Raw genomic sequence first — 19,637 nt, forward strand, 5'->3', positions numbered from 1 at the left:
CGATCAATCTCATATCCAAATGAGTACCATATTATGAAGCGACACAGCGCTCCATACGACCAAAGCTGAAAGGTATGCTACATTGCTCCACAGATCGATATTATGTCTCGATTGTGCGACCCAGGGAAGCAGGTATTCACCAAGAAAGAATAATAACACTAGTGACACCGACGAGAGAAAGAATAGGCCGGGGATGATTCCGAGAGTCTCAACAATAAGTACGACAATCGGATTGGCTTCTCGCAGTCCGATGCTTAGCCCATAGTACGTGAGACTCGCATCTATAGCTCGTACGAAGACCAATCCGATGAGCAGCGGATATTTATTTTCTGCGAGTACTTCGATACTGCTGCTGGGAGCACAATTAGTGGATGCCACGGCTCCTCGCACCATATCAGAACTGCTCTACAGGTTGGGATCCGATACGCTGGTCTCTGACCAGCATATCGATCTGATAATCTGTTTCGAGACGCTGAAGTGTCGTATCAGCTTCCTCCTCCAACTCCCGTATTCTCTGGAGGAGATCGCCGTATCGATCGTCCTTTTCCAGCTCTGTTTTGTCAAGGTTCGCTTCTAACGTGGCTTTCCTCGCGGTGAGTGAGAGAAGCTCTGTGAGTGAATCTTCGTATGTTAGAATCAGCTCTGCAGCTTCCACAGCTCGAAGAAGCTTTGTCCGGTCGATTGGTTTGAGAAGATAGTCATCCACATCGATGGACGCTAGGTCTTCCGTTGGCTGAACAGCTGTTACCATGATCACCTGCTGGGCATCGCCGCCTTCACGAATTGATTGTAGCACCTCCGTGCCAGAGAGGCCCGGCATTCGACGATCTAAAAGGACAATATCAATCGGTTCCTCAGCGAAGATTTCCAGTGCATCTTCCCCGGAATAGGCCACATGAACCTCGAACTGCTCCTGTAGCCAAATGCCAAACAAGTCAGCGAGATTCTCTTCGTCTTCGACGATCAGAACGGTACTGGAATGGGTCATCTGTTCTCACTCACGCATCTCGTTCGACGATGACACGCACTGTTGACCCATACAGAACCGTCACAAGGGCGTGCTGAAAGAGAAACTCCACAGAGGGCATATGGCTGGTCTCGTCGACTGCACGCGTTTTGAACAGGCCATCTAACTTGTCTGCATCCACGAATTCGAACACCGGAGGAGATCTATTGAGGTCCGGCCAGTCTTCGACAGCTTCCATAAGTGTCTCAATGACCGCCTCCGAGACACAAACGGGCCTGTCAAATTCCCGTATAATGAGCGAATCCGTACTCCATCCTTTGGGTCTGGACTCTCGGTGCGGAGAGCTTTCGGCCATACAGGATACATCTATTCTACAATGAAACGTCTTCTACCCTCTAATATCGGGTTGCCAAATTTAATGCCTATATGGAAAGGCCCACTATTTGGAGCCAGTTTTCCGAATGTCGACAATCAGGACAGCCCGAGTACTGTAGAACGTGGTACTGAGGCAGGTCACGGCTCGGTTGAATCCTGATAGAGAGTCGTCAGCAGATTAGACTCAGCAGCTCGAAGATGCTGGTTGAACGTTGACTGTGCGATATCGAGAGTCTTGGCAATCGACGTCGAATCTGCATCCCGCGGCCAATTAAAATATCCTGCGTAGAGCGCCGTCTGTAAGACTTCTTCTTGCCGGGCGGTAAGAGCTCCATCAAGACGTGCTGAGAGAGAGGTATTAGTTTCTCCTCGCTCACTATCCAGTTTGGATAACAGGGTGAGATCGCTGTAGTCTTCCCGGAGTGAACTCAGATATTCCCCGACGTCGACGGTGAATGGCACGGTTACTGAAACCACGATCTCGTTGGACTCGGAAGCGTTTGTGATTTGATTTATCGCAACTCCTTGGTCGGTCAGTTTCTCGCAAAAGCTGCTGTTCCGCACCGGGACTTTACAGTAGATACCATTTCGAGAGTCGCTCAAAATGACCGTCTCTGGATCGAAACCAGCAGCTTCGAACGCCTCGGGAGTAACGTTTTCACCGGTCACTCGCGCGAACAGGAGGTGATGTGGACTCTCAGTCACTACATTCAACACTTCGAGATCAGTCTCCATATCCGAAACAAGGGTTGTGAGGCCAGTATCGTCCTCAAACTGGATCTCGAGGAGTGTGCCCCCACCGGATAGGAGCGCCGCTTTTTGCCGGAGTGCTGATATCCCGTGACCTATTATCTGACCGAGTTCTGTGAGGGCTGTCACCTCTTCTTCAGCGAAGGCGTTTGGCAGTTTGGAGTGGACTTCTAATACGCCAAGGCTCGAAGCCTCGCTCTGTAGTGGTACAGCCACAATCGAGTTGGTGCCATTTTTCAGTGCGTCTTGTTCCCACTCCGTTTCGGAGCGAGCGGTCATTAAGTCGCTCTCCACGACCGAATCTTCAATCCTGTATGCCCGTTCAGCAGGTGGCAATGTAGAGTTACTCCGTTGGGTATTGTCATCTGCTGGACCGTCGTCCGCTCCCACGTTTTGATATGTGAGCGACTCCGTTTTGGCTCTGACCTCGATCGTATTCGTATTAATATCTTTTTTACCTATCCACGCCCCGCTAATCAGATTCAGATGAGCTAAAGCATTACAGACCTCCTGCTCCAGTTCTTCTCGTGTATTTGCACTGATAACCGTGGCACTTATCGACCGTATCAGTGTGTTGATGCGATCCAGTCGTGTCAGCCGTTCGTTTTGCTCGTTTAACCGCTGGTCGCGTTCCCGAAGGGCCGCCTCTTGTGCTGTTCGTTCGAATGCGCTTGCTGCGTTCGCTGCTAACGTTTTTGCCAATTTGTTCTTTCTCGAGGGGATCTCTGGCGTCGTGGTCATACCCACCAACAGAACCCCCTCTGATTCTAGTGAGTAGAGACGCCACGACGAGAACTCCTCTGTCAACCACTGGCTTGACTGGGTATCTGTAACGTCTTCGTCTTCGGGACTCAACTGTTCTGTTCGAGTCACGTAGGCTGTCCAGACTGGTGTGTCTCCTTCAGAGATAGTGGGAAGGTCAATTTCAATAACATCTTCCGTGGATGCGTGTGCTAGTGGGACCAAGCGTCCTGTGTGCTCTTCTCGTGTATATATCGCGGCAAACTCGAATCCGAGTTCCCCGACTGCGGCAGTTGTCACGGTCTCGCCGATGCTACGTTCCGAGTCCGCTGTCATTAGATCGCGGGAAACCGCATGCAGATCCTCAAGCTGTTGTTCATACGCGTACCTCTCTGTAATATTGTGGTAGTGTTCAATCCGCCCGCCTGCATAAAGACCAGTTTGAATCGGCCCGCTCCAGTACTCCAACCACTGCTGCTCTTTCGAAGCCGTCTCAGGGATACGGACGATGGCTTCGACTTCGGAATTCATGTTCTCTAGAGAATGAGTTACGAGGTCAGACAGTGTTTGCTCACCTGAGGGATATTCCTGGTACGATTCAGAAGCAATTCGACTGTAGTCAGACCCTTGGATATCGTCTCTATCAACTCCGAGTAATTCTTCGGTAGTTTCGTTTGCCCACACCACTTGTCCATCACGGTCAATTACAATGACCCCTTCCTGTGATGTGTCTAATACGTCTTCAGTGAGGGACTGGTACTGCTGTTGTTCCCTGCGCTCTGCTGCTGTTCGTTGCAGACGCTCGATAGCCACTCGAAAATCCCTGTCTGGCAGGTTCTGGAGGTACCGTTCGACTTTATCCTCGAGTTCTGTGATTTGGTCCGTGAGTGCCTGGTATTTCGGGCTCGTTTCGAGGGTATCTGCGTCCATGACCGCTTCCAGGGTCGATTGGCGTTCTATCAGCGAGAACAGCTCTTGCAGATCTTCGTTGTACTCGGCTCGAGTGAGCATCTGGGAGATAACGTCTTCGAGGTCGTCAGCTTCAACGGGCTTTTCGAGATACGCATCGAATCCCATTTTGACGATATCGAAGTCCGGTGTCACCGCAGAGACGATAACCACCTGGCAGTTCGACTCATATTGTCTGAGTCGCGTAAGAACCTCTCCGCCGGATAACCCAGGCATCATCCGATCCAGAAGGACGATATCGACAGTCGCATCAAACGCTTCTAAGGCTTCTTCGCCAGAGTACGCGGTTTCGACAACATAGCGGTCTGCGAGCCACTCTGCATACAGCTCAGCCAAACTCTGGTCATCCTCGACGACCAGGATTTTTGTGTTTCCGTTTTGGGTCATAGTTTACGACACGATGCCCGGTTTTTGTGAGTCCTCTCGAGCCGGTTGGGTGGGGACTTCCAGTCTGATCTCACTCCCATCGCCCGAGGTGTCGACTGAAATCGATCCCCCAGCACGAGTCACCAGTGCCCGCACCATCCACAATCCGAGCCCCTGACCGTGACTTAGCGGTGTTTCTTCGCCAGTTTCGAGGAGATTTTTCTCCATTTCCGGGAGTCCAGGCCCAGTATCGGACACACAAACCTCTACCCACCGTTCATCGGGTTGCGAGACACTGATCTGTACGGATGGATGCTCAGTATCGTTCGCTGTGATGGCGTTCTCAACGAGCTCAGAAATCGCCTTCTCAAGGTCACTCGGTATTTGTGATTCTATATCGTGGTCGGCTGTGATAGTGATATTCGCATTAGCATGCTCGTCTTCTTTTTTGGCTTGAATATCCTCAGCTATTTGCTGAGCACTCTGGTGGGAAGCGAGAGCGCTCTCGCTCGTGAGTATATTCTGGAGCTCTTGGGTCTTGTTTGCCATTCTTTCCCACTTGTCGAGAATGTCTCGGATCGTCGCAGCGCGCTGTTCACGAGTGTCTGTCTCTGTGTCCGACGCAAGCAGATCGACATACCCTCTCAGTTTCGTCAGATCATTTCGGATATTGTGCCGCATAATCCGGTGTAAGACCTGGACGTGTCGCCGACGCTGCTCCTGAGCTGTAACATCTCGTGCCTCGAATACCAAGAAGCTAAGCTCCCCGCGCTGGCTTGAGATCGGCTTGACCGAGAAGTCGAAGCTGGCGAGTCCATCAACGCCTTCTGCTTCCACGTTGAACCGAACGAATGAACCCGAAGATGCTTCAGTAACTGCTTGTCTGATTTGAGTTTGCACTTCAGACGAATGCGCGAACAGAGGACACTCCCAGAGTGGTGTGCCTCTGCTCTCTTCGACACCTGTGCCGCCGAACTCCGTGAGGGGGTCGTTTAGCTCGAGGATTTCACCACTCTGGGTCAGCAGTCCCGTCAATTGGAACGTTTGATTGAATACGGATTCGAATTTTTTCGTCTGTTTTCTTATATTACTGATATCACGCATATATAACAAAAACCCGCCAATTGCTTCATCGTGAAAGAGATTCCGTCCCCGTGCCTCTACAGTAATCCACTCCTCATCCGCATCCATTGCTTGGAACTCTAGCTGAACGCTTGAATCGGAATCCTCCACGGCGGCGAAAAACGCTTCCATTACACGTTCCCGATCCTCAGGATGGATAATATCAAAGACACTCTCTTGATTTAGCTGAGTTGGATCATATCCAAGAACCCGTTCAGCAGAGCCACTAAGATAGGTGAAACACCCGTCGCGATCTAAGATAGACACGACGTCGACTGATTCCTCAACGAACCGCTCTGTTCTACGCCGCTGTTGACGCTGGTTAGTAAGATCTCTGATGACCATCCCGTATCCCAGGAACACTCCATCTTCAGTTTGAAGCGGGACGTATGAGACTTCTGCAGGAAACGACGATCCATCCTGACGGACTCGCTGTCCTTCGTGAGTACTTTCTCCTGCGAGTGATGCCTGTTTTAATAACCGATCAGCAATCCCACGTTTTTGATCCTGTTCAGGGTGTAACTCTGCTGCTGGCATACCAATTGCAGCTTCTTCGTCATATTCGAAGATGTCGGCTGCTCCATCATTCCAGCTGTCGATCTGTCCATCGTCATCGAGAAGTACAAAGGCGTATTCCTCGAGACTTTCCGAGAGGATCTGGAATCGCTTCCGCTCCTGTTGAATCTGCCGAATCCGTCGTTTTTGCTCCGTTATGTCCGTGGCAATCGCGACAAGTCTCTCTCCAGTTTCGTCATCGGGTATCAGAACAGCATCTGTGTGTATCCATCGCGTTTGTTCGTTGGCATCAATAACTTTGAAATCCGCAGACAAGTCGTTGGTCTCGCCGACTCGTTCTAGTGACTCACGAACACGGTCCCGATCTTCCGGCGCGACGATCTGTACGAACTCTTCATAGTTGTCCGGATCATGGCCAAGTAAATCGACAAGCGTGTCGTCGAATGATATCTGATCCGTCTCAAGACTCCACTCTGCAATACCAGTGTCCGTTCCAGAAAGAACCAATTCGAGTTTCCGGTTCTGTTCTGCCAGGCTCCGAGTCCGTTGCCTCCGACCTGTTACGTCCTGCTGTATGCCAATAAACTTCGAAAGCGTTCCATCTACATCAGTGACTGGCGTGACAGACAATCGATTCCAGTATTCACTCCCGTCTTTTCGGTAGTTTTTCAATTCTACTGTCACCGGTTCACCGGCCGCAATCGCCTCTCGGAGCTTCGATATTTCGTCTGGGTCTGTCTCGGGTCCCTGGAGGAAACGTGGATTACGACCCAACGCGTCGTCCTCTTCGTAGCCAGTAATGTCGGTGAATCCTTCATTTACGTACTCGATCGGGTTGCCTTCTCGCTGTGGGTCGGTGATCATGACCCCAACATTCGAGGAGTCAATCGCTTGCTCCTTGAGTTCGAGTTCACGTTCCCGTTGCTGTCTTTCAGTTTCATCGCGCACAGTACACACGAGGGGACCATCATCGATGATAGTCAGAGAGATCTCTGCCGGGAACGTCGTTCCGTCCGGTTGGGATCCGGTTACTTTGCCCCGCCAGTGCCCCTCCGACTCGAGAACAGGGAAGGCTTCTGACTCAAGACGCTCTACCTCATCTTCGTCATAGAGCATCCGCCAGGAGTTCCCGATGAGTTGATCAGTATCATCGAATCCATACATATTCACGTGCGTCTCGTCGATGTAGGTGTACTCTCCATCTTCGAGAATGGCGAAGCCGTCTTTCGCATCCTCGACAGCCTGTTGGAACGTCTCTAATTCGCGACGGCGCTGCTCACGGGGCGTAATATCACGACTGGAAATAACGAGCGATTCGACTCCTGATTCCCCTATAACGGGACGGATGGTCCCGGTAAAGAACCGAATCTCTCCATCCGGTGTTGGGTATTCGGATTGGAAACTGACGTACTCACCTGACGCTGCTCGATCGATCCAGTCTTTTAGATCGTCCTGCAGAGTCTGAGAGTGTGACCACCACTCCCCCTCCCAAATCGGTTCCCCCAACATCTCATCTTTAGCGTGCGAAACGTACTCCAGGGCTGTTTCATTCACATCGATCACTTCACCAGTGGTTTCCAGTAATCCGACCAGCATCTCAGGATCTTCGAACACCGACTCGAAACGCCGCTCATTCTCCCGAAGTTCCGCTTGACGCCGACGTTTTTCAGACACGTCACGGACAACACAGACGATTCGATCGTCTTCCAAGCGTGTCAGGGATAGTTCGGTCGGAAATTCTCCTTTGCCTTCTGGAGAGGCAGTTACAGTGCCTCTCCACTCACCATCAGATCGGAGCGCTGAAAGCGCCTCATCCTCTATGCGCTCGATTTCAACGGCATCAGTATACAAATCACGCCAAGTCTGCCCCAGTAACTCATCTTGGTCCTCGAACCCGTACATTTCGGCATGCGTTTGATCAACGTACGTGTACTCCTCGTTCTCCAGAATAGCAATCCCATCACTCGCGTTCTCGATAGCCGACTTAAACGACTCGAGGCGACGCCGGCGTTCCCGCTGTTCCGTCACATCTCTCGCAACGGTATGCATATAGGCCGCCCCATCGCGCTCGATCCGACGGTTCGAGAACTCGACATCGATTTTACTGTCGTCGCTCCGAAGTAGTTTCGCTTCAGTGGTTGCTGGTTCGCCGGCTAAAATTTGGTCGTGGTAATCCTGATAGGCATGTAAGTCGACCTCTTCGTGAAGATCGGGAATACGCATCGAGAGGAGTTCCTCTCGCGCATAGCCAGTTAACTGGCAAGCAGCCTGATTCACTTGGACGAAATTCGCATCTGAATCACTAATGAAAATGGCATCGTTGGAACCTTCAAACAACGTGTGTGTCCAATCACGCTCAGCCTGTAACTCCTCGAGGTATCGGATTTGTGAAATTGCAGGTTCGAGATTCGAGGCGACGAGTTTCGCCAGTTCTGCATCTTTCTGAGTAAAGGCATCCACTTCAGTAGCTCCGACACTCAAGACGCCGAAATCTGAAATTGGCACAAGAATTTCGCTCCGAATCGGGGTGTCTGAATTATACGTGCCGTCGGCCTCGTGGACATCGTCGAACACTTCCGGACGATTCTGTCTGTACACACGCCCGGCGAGAGAATCAAGTGGAAGGATAGGTGCATCGCCGATCACCTCTTGTGCCTCAGTTGATTCGGCGATTGGGCGGAGTTCGTTTCCCTCCTCATCGTATTCCCAGATCGCCGAAAGAGGCGCATCAAAATTGAGATCCAACATTCGGACCGCAACGACAGAGACGTCCTCGATAGAACCAGCTTGATTCAGTTCCGAAGACAACTCGAGAAGTCCTGCGGGGGTATGTTCCGTGTACGCGTCTCCATCGCTCATACATCCGATTTTGTTGTTCCGCTGTATTATGTTTTCGCTTAGGGAACCATTTCATATCGGCCCCAATAGAATTGGTTCGATAAATATAGGGTACAGCTATTCACCCTTGAGAATCAATTGTGGTAACAAGATGTCGACGGAAGCAGTTGAGGTACTCGGGCGGAAATACAGCGTAGATATATTGCGGGCGGCGAAGGAACCGCGATCAGTTAGCTGGCTGAGTCAAGAGCTAGATATCCCGATTGCCACCTGTTATAGACGTGTGAAGGAACTTTCTGAGAATATGTATTTAGAAGAGGTCACTGCGGACGAGAGCAGGGATAGAACACAGTACTGTCGAACGGCGGATAGTATTGAACTCAACCTTGCATCTGACGTATTACTTAGCGGCTCTCGATCTTGGGAAACTCGAGAAGTACCAAGGGATACAATACCGTTAGATTCCGTTACGCTTGATGAGTTCTCCCAAACGATTGATATTGTCGAAGCCTACTTCGGGAGTTTGATCGACGATGTTGCTGTTCATGCATCCATTTCACGCCGGCAGCTTGTGGCGGTGCTGGCACGCGCTCAGCTCTCGGGTCGTCAACTTGACACCGAGGGACTGACCGATAACGGCGATATCATTTATCAGTCGAACGACGAGACACTCTTTTGGCTTGACGGTGATTTCTGGACGGAGCTGGGCGGGCTCCACTACTTGAGCCCAGACGAGGGACGAGCAGCCAGAGAAGTTCATCGCCGACTCATCGAAGCGGTCGCCGGAGACGTCGCCGACTACAATCGCGAGCGCGATCCGTTTATTTTCATCACGGAAACTCCTGGCTGTTGACATCGTTTTATCTGCTCCGTTCAATATTCAGTGTCTATTGTGAGCTTCAACCGCTACCGACCGTAGTATGTCGGACAGAAGAAGTCCTCGGTCGGGTATCATCGTTCTCGCTTCTTGACGGGTTGATTGGCGTTACTTGTGGAAGCGTCGGACTCACTGTTTGAGAAAGGCCCCTTCGTGCGGCTTGACCAAATTCGAGTCGTGTCTGTCGAGAACCGAATCCATTCGGTGGCTGGCAGTCTCGACGACTCGACAATGGCCGAGATCGACGACGCGCTCAAATTAAGTCACGGGTTCGGCTGATCGAGAGACCCTGTACAAAGAAATCAGTGTCAGATCCGTATGCATTGAGACGACTAGTCTCAACATCTGGTGGTGTGGCTGGTGTGTCAACGAGGGTTATCTCGAGGCGCACTACGCCCAGCGGGCGAGTGCGATGGCGCCACTGCCGGAGGACGACGGTCGCAAGCCTGGCGACCAGCAGGCCTGGACGTCCGAACAGCGCCACGCCCTCACCCGCCACGTCGACGAACGGGCCCGCGACGCCGTTGAGGCGTACACGACGCTCCCGGAGGATACTAACCCACTCGACAAGCAGCGAGCACGCTACGCGGCGCTGAAGGCGGCTCGTGACCGGGTTCTGGTGTTCGTCCTCTCCTACACCGCCGTTCGAGTTGGGGAGCTACTACGGGATCCGAACGACCCGCGCCGGCGCGGCGTCCGCTGGGAGGACCTCTCCCTTGACGACGGGAGTATGGACGTCTATCGGAAGAAACAGCAGTGGGACGCCGCGAGTCTCCCCGACCCGGTGATCTCGCCGCTGCGGAGCTACCGCAAGCTGATGGACCCGCCGACGGAGCGCTGGCCTGTGTTTCCGACATTCGACCAACGGACACTCGCAGAGCTCGTCCAAGAAGAGCTAACTGAACGAGGGGAACGCCCAGAAGCAATCACTGAACGCCGTGAAGAATACGCTCGCGACCTACTGCTTGCGTTCGATGAGGACATTCGGCCGCCGTCGATTACAACGGATGGAGCACGGTCGGTTCTCCAGCGACTCTCAGAGGCTGCCGAGATCGACATCGACCATCCGAAACACGACTATCTTGCACCCCACGGCGGTCGACGTGGGATGGGTGAGGTCCTCGTCCGCGCGTTCGGGTACACCGTAGCAGCCCGGTATCTCGATAACTCCGAAGAGATGGTTCGCGAACGATACTCACATATTGAGGCTGGCGAGTTGGGGGACGTGGCCACGGAGGCTCTCGAAGAAATTGATGATGTCGGGTAGATCTGAATCTCCAGTAGATGAGGTAGACATCATAGAGCCAATCCTATGATCCGGACTGGTGTCTTCGGCTATGGAGACGCTCTGACTCGCTCAGTTGGATTGATTCTCTTCAACTGCTTCACGGACAATCTCATCCATCTCATCTCGGACAATTTGGCGTATATCTTCTTCCGAAAATCCACTATCATGTCGTTCAACGGCGAGCTGACCACTCAACGTGCGCAAAGCTAATTCAAGAGCTTCGATTTGATCACTGAACTCGGATAACGTCCCGTGGACTGCATCTGACCCGAATTGGGCACTATCGCCAACCTCAATGTCAGCACCACGCTCGTCTAGTATTCGTTTCGCAGGCCTGTCACCAACGATCTCTTCTTCGGGAAGATCCGGCGACACAGATACCGGATGCATCATTCCCGTCAACTGGATCTTGGAAACCGAGTCTAGATTATCTCTCAGGTGCTGCGCCATCTTCTCTTGTTGCTCCTGTTCACCGTGAATAAGGTACACTTGGGACGGTGAGACTTGGCGAGCGAATTGAAGCAACGTATTTCGCGCTGCGTGAGCTGAGAGGCCGTGATATCGACTTATCCAGCTTACGGGCACCTTCACGCGGGTTCCCTCGCCCTCATCTGGTATCCCTCCGTTAAGTCCGTTCGAGGGAAGAGTGACACCAACTCTCTCGAGATCTTCCTCAATAGCGTCCTCCAATTGACGACCAGGTGTCCCCTCGGCTTGATACCCACAGAGAATTACGCGTGCATCATCGTACCGCTGGCAGAATTCAAGTAAGTAGGTCGGTGAGAACCCACCCGAGAGCATTCCAGATGGAGCAATAATGATCGGTGTCTCATCAGCTTCGAGCAATTCCTCGCGAGACATCGGCATTCGTCTAGCGGCCGATGCCTGATCGAAGAGGAATGGTTGTTGGTCACCTGAATTTACTATGTAGTTTCGGATCGATTCGGCTGCGAACTCGCTTCTACAGTGCTCGTTATACGTGCCAGTGGCGCTTTGCGCCATGCCATCATAGACTACGTTGAGCTGCTTTCGGTCCTCTTCAGGAAGCGTGTGAACCCGGTTTTTGAACATATAGAGCAGCTCTTGGGATCGCCCAACCCCGAAACAGGGGATGAGTACTGGCTTCCCATCGGTAGCTGCGTCGATGGCTTCGTTGTAGATGTCCGTTCGGGTGTCAGTGGCACTAGTATGCGAATGGGTGTCCCCATACGTCGATTCAAGGAAGAGGGCGTCTGCCTGTGGAGGTTCATCAATTTCGGGGAGATGATTCGACCGGCCGCCAATGTCTCCTGAGAAGACAACCCGTGAACCGTCTACTGTTAGCGCTAACCAAGCACTGCCCAGTAGGTGGGCTGCATTTCCGAATTCGAAGTGGAGGGTTTCCGTATCTTCGATATGTGCGACGTGATCACTCAGGTCTGCCGCCTGGTATCCACAGGGTCGGAATCGGTCGATAACTTTCCTCAGGTCTGTTTTCGAGTACTGTTGTTCTCTCCCTGGTTTTTGCGTCGCTCGTCGGTGAAGCTTCAGTGAATCTCGAAGTAATGTGTCTGCAAGCGCAGCTGTTGGTCTCGTTGTAATCACTGGTGCCTGATCAGAGAGAAAGCCGTAGCTCTCCAACAGGGGGAGCGAGCCGACGTGGTCGATATGAGCGTGGGTGAGAAAAACCGCGTCTATCTGTCCCTCATCGAGTCCCCTTAGATCAGGGAATAATCCCCCGTCACCTTGATTCAGTCCGACGTCGACGAGATACGTTCCATTACGCGTCTCAACCTGATAGCAACTCCGGCCGATCTCCTTTGCTCCCCCACGAGGGATAACCACGAACGGGGATTCGCTGTCAACCGAAATATCGAGATCAATCTCCCCACCGACTCGTGGGATGTACTCATTTTGCGACCCCTCGTCATCAGATTCTTGAACTGCTTCACTCATCGTGACAGTACTTCGTTTGCGTAGAATCGTTCACTCGTCTCAGTGCGTCCCTGTAGCTGAATGAACTCGAGGAGATCAGTCTCTGCGAGCTGTGGGAAAAATCGTTCAATTTCGGAGAGTACCGGATCAAGCGGCCGATGACTCTCAGATGCCGCAGCAACTTGGTCCAGCATCCAGGCGGCAGGAGTTGCATCAAGTTTGTCTACCCGCTCAGCTTCACCCTCTGTGAAGTATTTGTGTCGTCCCGCTGGTTGCTGTGTCTCTCGACTTGACCGAGCCGGTTTAGCCGTTGCTTCAGTGATCTGGATGAGCTGTGGGGGAGACCGCGTTTCACCAGGCATTGCAGTATCGAGGGAATCCCGAACTTCGGTTGCAGAGAGACTCCCCTCACGCCGGAAATACCCGAGGGTGATGTCCCCCTGGTCACCGTACAATTCTGGCGTGGCGACGGTGTCACCTGTTTGTGGGTCGCTGGTAGTATACCGGGGGGCTATTTCGGCCACACAAAGGTCGGTGAATTGTAACCGATCTGGATCGACATGTGGTGAGTCCTCGATTTCATCTAATAGCTCAGAGAGCGCACCAACGAATTCTCGTGGTCGCCAGGCCGCTGCATTTCGTGGTGGCCGCTCTGCAGGATTATCGAAATAGACTGTAGATTGCGGAATGTATGCTCCCTGTGGAATTCGCACGTCTACAGGGTAATCTGGTGTCCTTAGCGACTCGTGTGTCCGGTCACCACTCGTCGATTTCTGGAGAGCAAATCGAATCATGACCGGGAAGACGGTATTTGGTAAGCGTTCTATCACCGTTCGCGGATCTGATTCATCCAAAATAACAGCTCCCCGGCTGCTTGTCTCTACAGAACTTGTATCGGAACCACTGTTGCTCATAATCCAGCCAAGGGCCCAACGGAATCTAAATGTCATCAAAGCGGAGTGAAAGTAAAAATCGGGAAATGTTGAACGAATAACAGCAAAGATACCTTTTTCAGGCTTCTGTCCAGAAGATAGTAGACATATATGGCGGACGCATCGGATGCTGACCGGCAGGCGGTCGAACCTGATGCGGGAGAGGTCCTTAGCGTGTCCCAGCTAAACGACCGGATCGCGTCGGTCGTCCAGGACACGCCTGCCCTCAACAGCGTCCGCTGTATTGGCGAAGTCACTGACCTCCACCAGAACAGTACGGCGCTCTACTTTACGCTCACCGACGGCGACGCCGAGCTCCCATGTCTGCTCTGGGCAAACCGCTATCGGGAGATGGATGCCGACCTCGAAGACGGCACCGAAGTCATCCTTGAGGGCGATATCGACTACTGGGTCGAAGGTGGGAAAATCGACCTCAAACCGTGGGAGGTGATCGTCGTCGGCTACGGCGACCAGGCGGCGGCTGTCGAGCGACTGCGAAGCGAACTCGAAGAGCGTGGCTGGTTCGAAGACGAGCAGAAACAGCAACCGCCGGCGTTCCCGGAGCGGGTCGGCGTCGTCACGTCCCTTCGAGGAGACGCCCGGTACGACATCCAGAACGCAATCCACGAACAGGACCCGACCGCCGACATTCTGGTGAAGGACGCCACCGTCCAGGGGTCAGAGGCGCCGACGTCCATCGCGAACGGCATCCACCATCTCGACCGTTCGGAGGACGTCGACGCGATTATCGTCGGCCGTGGCGGTGGGAGCGATTCGAACCTCCAGGCGTTCAACACCGAGCGAGTGGCGGAGGCAATCATCACCTCGAACACGCCGATCGTGACCGCCATCGGACACACCGATGACCGGCTCATCGCGGATCAGGTGGCGGACATCGCTACGATCACGCCGACGGCTGCCGGCGAGTATATCGTGAATTCTCGCGAGGAGTTCCTCGCGAGCGAAGTCAAGCCGCTGGAGCAACACCTCGAAGCTGAGTACGAAACGTTCCAGCAGGAGCACGAACACGAGCAGGAACTCGCCGAAGCAGTCGGCGAGGCAGCCGCACCAGAGGGTGTTGCCCCGGTTTACTACAAGGCCGCAATCGCTGTGCTGCTGTTGCTGTTGTTACTCATAACCGGGCTGTGGCTGGGGGTGATCTAACCGTGGCAAACGATGCAGAAATCCACGACCGGCTGAGTCGTGTCGAGGAAATCATTGGACAGCTCGATGCGGATGAGTGTGATCTCGAAGAAGGCACACAGCTCCACGAGGAAGGACAGGAACTCCTGGCCGAAGTGCGAGAAATCCTTGACGAGGGAAGCGGCGAAGTTGTGGAGCTTGAGTAAGTGAGCTGATTCTCACTATTAACCAACAAACTCCCAATCGTGTGTGCCTCTGTTGGTTAAGATCTTTTCTACGGGAGCAACAAGTAATTTGGGTATAATTTACTCGACAAACTTGCACCACTTGATAGCCAGAAAGCATTTAGGTATCATCCAGCTACCGCGCCAATGTGTACCGGGACTCAACCGGTGCAGACACATACCCGCATGTATGATTACAAGGTCAGTCACCATCGAAGACATCGATGATCTGTACCTGATGTGGAACGACCACATCAACGCTTCCGCCCTCTATCGCCGTGCCCTCCGCGAGGAGATGGACGTCCGCGGCGTTGACCCTGATGAACTCCGTGACCTCCTCGAACGGGCCCGTGAGCAGGGCTATACACTCGAAGAGATCGCTGAAAACACCAATCGCTTCGCTGATCTCCAGTCGCTCGTGGACGACCAGCAAAGCCAGCCAACGGCTGGAGACGCCAAGGATGATTAACCCGCTATGTCACAGGACCAGACTTCCTCCGACCCTGAGCGTAGCACTGAAAACAAGTCACTGCTGACCGGGACAATCCCTCGGCGGGCAGCACTCACCGTCGTCCTGCTGAGCCTGTTCGCTGTCCAGCCGGTCGCCGCCCAGAGTAACGCGGTCTGTAGCGCAGACAACCTCCCGAGCATGATTGAGGGGTTCTTCCAGCTGACCACCGCGCTGGGGATCGTCGGCCTCGCCATCGTTTGGCAGGCTGACTCCCTCATCGAGATGTTTACCCTCAATCCCGAGCAGAAGAAGGGGCTCAAGCGCCACAAGCGCTCGGCGATGAAGTCCGCCGTCGTCCTCGTCGTCCTCGGCCCGCTGTACACCGTCGCCGGGTCGATGATGGGCCTCCCGCTGGCGCAGTGCGTCGACCTCGTCCCCTGGTAAGCACTCCGCAACCCCCGGTGCGAGCCCTATGAACCATCGAGAGCTCTCCGTGATCATGGCCGGCTTGCTCGCGACGAGCCTAGTCACGGGTATCGTCGCCGCTGACCCGCCACGACCGGGTACAGAGGGGAACGGGCTCACGGAAAACGAGTCGGCAACGCTGTGGTCTCGGGATGCGGACAACTACATCACGCAAGAGGAGTACCGCCAGCGCTACGGTGAGAACCGCTCCGCCGTCCATCAGGTCGCTAACGGGACGGACGTCACATTCAAACAGCCGCCAGCGACCGCGTCGACGTGGACGCGGAACGACTTCGAGGACCTCAACGCCGGCGGCCCAGATACTTCCGTCCACCCCCCGCACGCGGACCTCGAGGACGGCGTCTTCATTGAGGATGCTCACGCGACGATCTTCGCGGTCCAGCCCTCTACTCGCGGACACCTCGAGTCCGGTGAAAACCCACTGTATATCGCGCCGAACGGGACGATGCGGGGCTTCGTCGATTATCGTGTGCGCGTCCCCAATGGGAGTTCCTCTGGCAACAGGACTATCTCGTGGTCGCTCACGGAGCACGAGATCGAAGAAGTCCGGTTGAAGAAGGACGGCGAGACCATCGCCGAGCGTGACGAGGCCCATACGCCTGCCCTCGACTACCAGATCGAGGACGACTGGAGTGCGAATCTCACGCTGGAAGCGGAGATAAGCGTCCGGCTGAAGAAGACCGTCAGAACCGACCTAGGTGACCGCACGGACGTCGACGTCACCTATCGGACGGAATCCCGGAACGTCTCCGATTCGATCGCCGTCGAGATCTACGACCTCTCGGCGTACCCCTACTACGCCGAGTATCCGAACGGCGATGCCGGCGTGGCCATCTTCCAGTCGCGGCCGTGGCAGGGGTACACGCTCACGGAGGACGGTGAGGCACGGGTCCGTGGCATCTGGCGGTTCTACACCGCTCGGAACACCAACTGGGACACGCTCGTCCGGTCGAATCGCACGGATAGCGCCACCGTCGAGTCAGACGCGATTCCGGTGTACGTCCACGCCTATCCCTCGCGGATCGGGCCGCGTGCCGAGCCGGTTCGAGACGGACCGGAACTCATCGAGACTTGGGGGACTGACCGCCTGTCGCCAGTCGGCACCATCGGTGAGAACATCAATATCGACATCGTCAACCAGTCGTACACGACGACGTACGGCGTCGCCGTTCGAGCCGAGAACGTCGATCGAGAGGCGCTCCATGTTGCGGGAATCGTCCGGGGCGTGAATGCGTCAATCGTTGAGCCGGATGCCGGGTCCGAGCGACAGCTCCACCGCAGCAATCTCACTGTCCAAGTCATCCAGCAGAATCAGTCGCAAGCAACGCTCAGGGTTGAACTCCGGGACAATCAAACTGGTGCGCCGATCGCGCTCGACAATAGCCGTCAATATCCAATCGGCGGCACCACCCGAAACGGGTACATCACGGTCGCGGATCAGCGCGTCGAGACCAACGCCTCAGGAGTGGCGATCGTGACCATTGACGAACCGGGCATCTACACGGCTCGGTACCATCCGGGCTCGTGGCTCGGGCACGACCCGGCATACGTGAGTGATACCGCGACGGCCCGCTGGCACCCTCTAGGGACGATCGACGGCTGGTTTGCGCTGGTGTTCGAGGTCGGCTGGCAGCTCCTGCCGTTCTTCGTGATGTTCTACGCTGGCAAGCGCATCCTGCGGATGCTTGGCCCAGAAGACATCTTCCAACGGAACCCATAGTCCATGACTAGAAATCACCCACACATCAGTCGGCGAACCGCCCTCCGAACAGTCGCCAGCGCTGCGCTTGTAGGCGTCGCTGGCTGTCTAAACAACAATAGCGGGTCTGGAACACCCAGTGATGGAACGACCTCTCCAGATGGTAAAGGCCCACTCACGCGTATCGCTGTCGAGGGGGCAACACTCGTCGTCGAACTCTCCGGAGAGGCCGACGTCGACCAAATCAACCTTATTCAACCGAACGGCGAGCTATTTGGGAAACGTGACGTAGCCGCAGGTGCTCAACAGGTTTCGTTCGAGATCGGCACCGCGTATGCGCCCGGTGAGTACCGTGTACTCGCGTTGAAGGGTGGGGAAACAATAGTCGAGACCACGACTGAACTCCGCTCAGAGATCCAGGTACAGGATGTTGGACTCTATCGGAATAATCCAGATAAGCCGTGGGACGAAGTCTATGGAGAATCCGAGACGGACCGGATCAAGAATGGCGAGGCATTCGTCACGGTAGAGAATACAGGGAGTGGTCCGGAAGCGATAACGGAACTGATCTTCTCCGGGGATGTCCCCAATCCAATTGAGAACCCCAGAGGCAGTGGAATGCACGAAACCGATCGGGTAGTAGTCTCCCCTGGCGAAACGGCCGACCTGTACAGTAGTTCGTTTCCGTTCGGCACAGAAACTGAGGACGGAATGGGCTGTTCCCCAGGCGGGAATAGTGGCCAGTTCACGGTTATCGTCGAGACCCGAGTCAGTGGCAATCGAGTTACGAGTGCCTACAATGTCCAGTACTCCGGGTCTGACGATATGACTGATTGTGAGGTCACGATTACTGGAGCATAACGATGGTCGATCTTATTGATGTCGTCCTCGAAGGAATAAAGGACGTTGTTGAGTGGTTCATCGGGCTGTTCATGGACGGTCTCAGGTCGGGGTATGAGACTCTGACCGAGGGAATGTTCGGGACGCCCACTCCAGAGACGAACGGGGCCTTTGTGTTCGGTGATCCGACCAATGCACCTTGGCCAGCGATCCACGATGCTCTCATCGGCGGCGAAATCATGCTGGTCGCCCTTTTACTCCTCGTGATAACCGTCCAGGGGCGTCACACGGTTCGAATCTTCAATATCGGGAGTGCCTATGAAGCCCGAAAAACCAAGAAGACAGCCTGGGTCGGAGCCTTTCTGATTATCACGTGGTACTGGATTGGGACTCTCGCGCTCTACCTCGTTGACGGATTCACTATCGCCCTGATGCCGGAACTCTCCTCAGTTACGGAGGCAATGCTTGGGTTCTTGCAGGTATCTATCACAAATCCAGGGTTGGGGCTGTTGTTCGCCGTGATTGGTGGAATCTCGATGTGGGCTCTAGAGGCGCTGTTCTACATCCGGATGATTCTGCTCTATGTCTACCTGTACGGAATGCCGATTGCATTTGCACTGGCTTACGGAAACATTCCAGTCGTATCCGATATCGCGATGGGGTTCTACAAACGATTTGTCCCGTTAGCTGTCCTCCCGCTCCCCGCTGCGATGGTACTCAAGGGATACGACTTGATCTACGGTGGGGGGACGCTCACGCCAGGAACAGCGTTCCTCAAATATCTCGTCGCTGCGTCCCTCCCACTGGTCGCACTCTTCATCACGTGGAAGACGTTCAAATACGCGACTCCGTTGACGGCCAAAGTCGTCGGCGGTGCGACGAAAGGTGCAGCCCTCGTTGGCGGTGTCGCCGCCGGGGCCTACGTCGGTGGCGCGGGCGTCGCGACGACCGCCGCTCGCTGGGGGCCGAAAGCCGCCGCTGGCCACGCCGTCGCCCAAAAAGCAGCTGCCCGCGGTGGGCACGGAGAAGACGGTAGCGGCACGCCATCGTACCGTCGAACGGAGAATGACCCAGGTGGAGCGACAGCGGAATCGGCGAGTGACGACCGCGGGATGGACTTTGATCGAGGGATCCACTAA

General features: G+C 54.4%; 14 protein-coding genes and 2 pseudogenes. 10 read left to right on the forward strand and 6 right to left on the reverse strand.

Annotated features, from left to right (window positions below; all coding sequences use genetic code 11):
- Positions 1-9: 9 nt before the first annotated feature.
- The 5 genes from MUG95_RS17075 to MUG95_RS16220 form a co-directional block, all read right to left on the reverse strand.
- Positions 10-393 carry a DUF5658 family protein gene (locus MUG95_RS17075; RefSeq protein ID WP_372608217.1) on the reverse strand — a complete coding sequence of 128 codons (384 nt, stop codon included), beginning with the start codon at positions 391-393 and terminating at the stop codon, positions 10-12.
- 1 nt (position 394) lies between these two features.
- Positions 395-988 carry a response regulator gene (locus MUG95_RS16205; protein ID WP_123124630.1) on the reverse strand — a complete coding sequence of 198 codons (594 nt, stop codon included), beginning with the start codon at positions 986-988 and terminating at the stop codon, positions 395-397.
- A gap of 10 nt (positions 989-998) precedes the next feature.
- Positions 999-1,322: a HalOD1 output domain-containing protein gene (locus MUG95_RS16210; RefSeq protein WP_165857821.1), complete on the reverse strand. Its 324-nt coding sequence runs from the start codon at positions 1,320-1,322 to the stop codon at positions 999-1,001.
- Positions 1,323-1,480: 158 nt separating this feature from the next.
- Entirely contained in the window at positions 1,481-4,189 is a 2,709-nt protein-coding gene (locus MUG95_RS16215) for a response regulator (protein ID WP_247010769.1), read from the reverse strand.
- A 3-nt stretch (positions 4,190-4,192) separates the two neighbouring features.
- Complete coding sequence (locus MUG95_RS16220) at positions 4,193-8,665, reverse strand: PAS domain S-box protein (RefSeq protein WP_247010770.1); 4,473 nt, start codon at positions 8,663-8,665, stop codon at positions 4,193-4,195.
- 430 nt (positions 8,666-9,095) lie between these two features.
- Between MUG95_RS16220 and MUG95_RS16225 the strand changes: the two genes are divergently transcribed.
- The 3 genes and pseudogenes from MUG95_RS16225 to MUG95_RS16235 all read left to right on the forward strand — a co-directional run.
- A complete protein-coding gene (locus MUG95_RS16225) occupies positions 9,096-9,497 on the forward strand; it encodes a DUF8048 family protein (RefSeq protein WP_247010804.1) in 402 nt (133 codons plus the stop codon).
- A 132-nt stretch (positions 9,498-9,629) separates the two neighbouring features.
- Positions 9,630-9,800, forward strand: a pseudogene (locus tag MUG95_RS16230) (type II toxin-antitoxin system PemK/MazF family toxin); the annotation flags it as partial.
- Between the two features lie 70 nt (positions 9,801-9,870).
- Positions 9,871-10,788: pseudogene (locus MUG95_RS16235) on the forward strand (site-specific integrase); the annotation flags it as partial.
- A 90-nt stretch (positions 10,789-10,878) separates the two neighbouring features.
- Here the strand turns inward: MUG95_RS16235 and MUG95_RS16240 are convergent.
- The gene (locus MUG95_RS16240; RefSeq protein WP_247010771.1) at positions 10,879-12,744 is read right to left on the reverse strand and encodes an MBL fold metallo-hydrolase; all 1,866 of its coding nucleotides are present in this window, start codon (positions 12,742-12,744) and stop codon (positions 10,879-10,881) included.
- A 1,022-nt stretch (positions 12,745-13,766) separates the two neighbouring features.
- Between MUG95_RS16240 and xseA the strand changes: the two genes are divergently transcribed.
- From xseA to MUG95_RS16275, 7 genes are all read left to right on the forward strand, one after another.
- A complete protein-coding gene (xseA, locus tag MUG95_RS16245; protein WP_247010772.1) occupies positions 13,767-14,819 on the forward strand; it encodes an exodeoxyribonuclease VII large subunit in 1,053 nt (350 codons plus the stop codon).
- Positions 14,820-14,821: 2 nt separating this feature from the next.
- Positions 14,822-15,004: an exodeoxyribonuclease VII small subunit gene (xseB, locus tag MUG95_RS16250; RefSeq protein ID WP_247010773.1), complete on the forward strand. Its 183-nt coding sequence runs from the start codon at positions 14,822-14,824 to the stop codon at positions 15,002-15,004.
- A gap of 208 nt (positions 15,005-15,212) precedes the next feature.
- A complete protein-coding gene (locus MUG95_RS16255) occupies positions 15,213-15,491 on the forward strand; it encodes a hypothetical protein (protein ID WP_247010774.1) in 279 nt (92 codons plus the stop codon).
- A 6-nt stretch (positions 15,492-15,497) separates the two neighbouring features.
- Complete coding sequence (locus MUG95_RS16260; RefSeq protein ID WP_247010775.1) at positions 15,498-15,917, forward strand: DUF7985 family protein; 420 nt, start codon at positions 15,498-15,500, stop codon at positions 15,915-15,917.
- A 28-nt stretch (positions 15,918-15,945) separates the two neighbouring features.
- Entirely contained in the window at positions 15,946-17,679 is a 1,734-nt protein-coding gene (locus MUG95_RS16265) for a DUF8186 domain-containing protein (RefSeq protein ID WP_247010776.1), read from the forward strand.
- Between the two features lie 3 nt (positions 17,680-17,682).
- A complete protein-coding gene (locus tag MUG95_RS16270; RefSeq protein WP_247010777.1) occupies positions 17,683-18,519 on the forward strand; it encodes a hypothetical protein in 837 nt (278 codons plus the stop codon).
- Positions 18,520-18,521: 2 nt separating this feature from the next.
- Positions 18,522-19,637, forward strand: a complete 1,116-nt coding sequence (locus MUG95_RS16275) for a TrbL/VirB6 family protein (protein ID WP_247010778.1) — start codon at positions 18,522-18,524, stop codon at positions 19,635-19,637.

Source organism: Halorientalis litorea (assembly GCF_023028225.1).
In the GTDB taxonomy this organism is placed as follows: Archaea; Halobacteriota; Halobacteria; order Halobacteriales; family Haloarculaceae; genus Halorientalis; species Halorientalis litorea.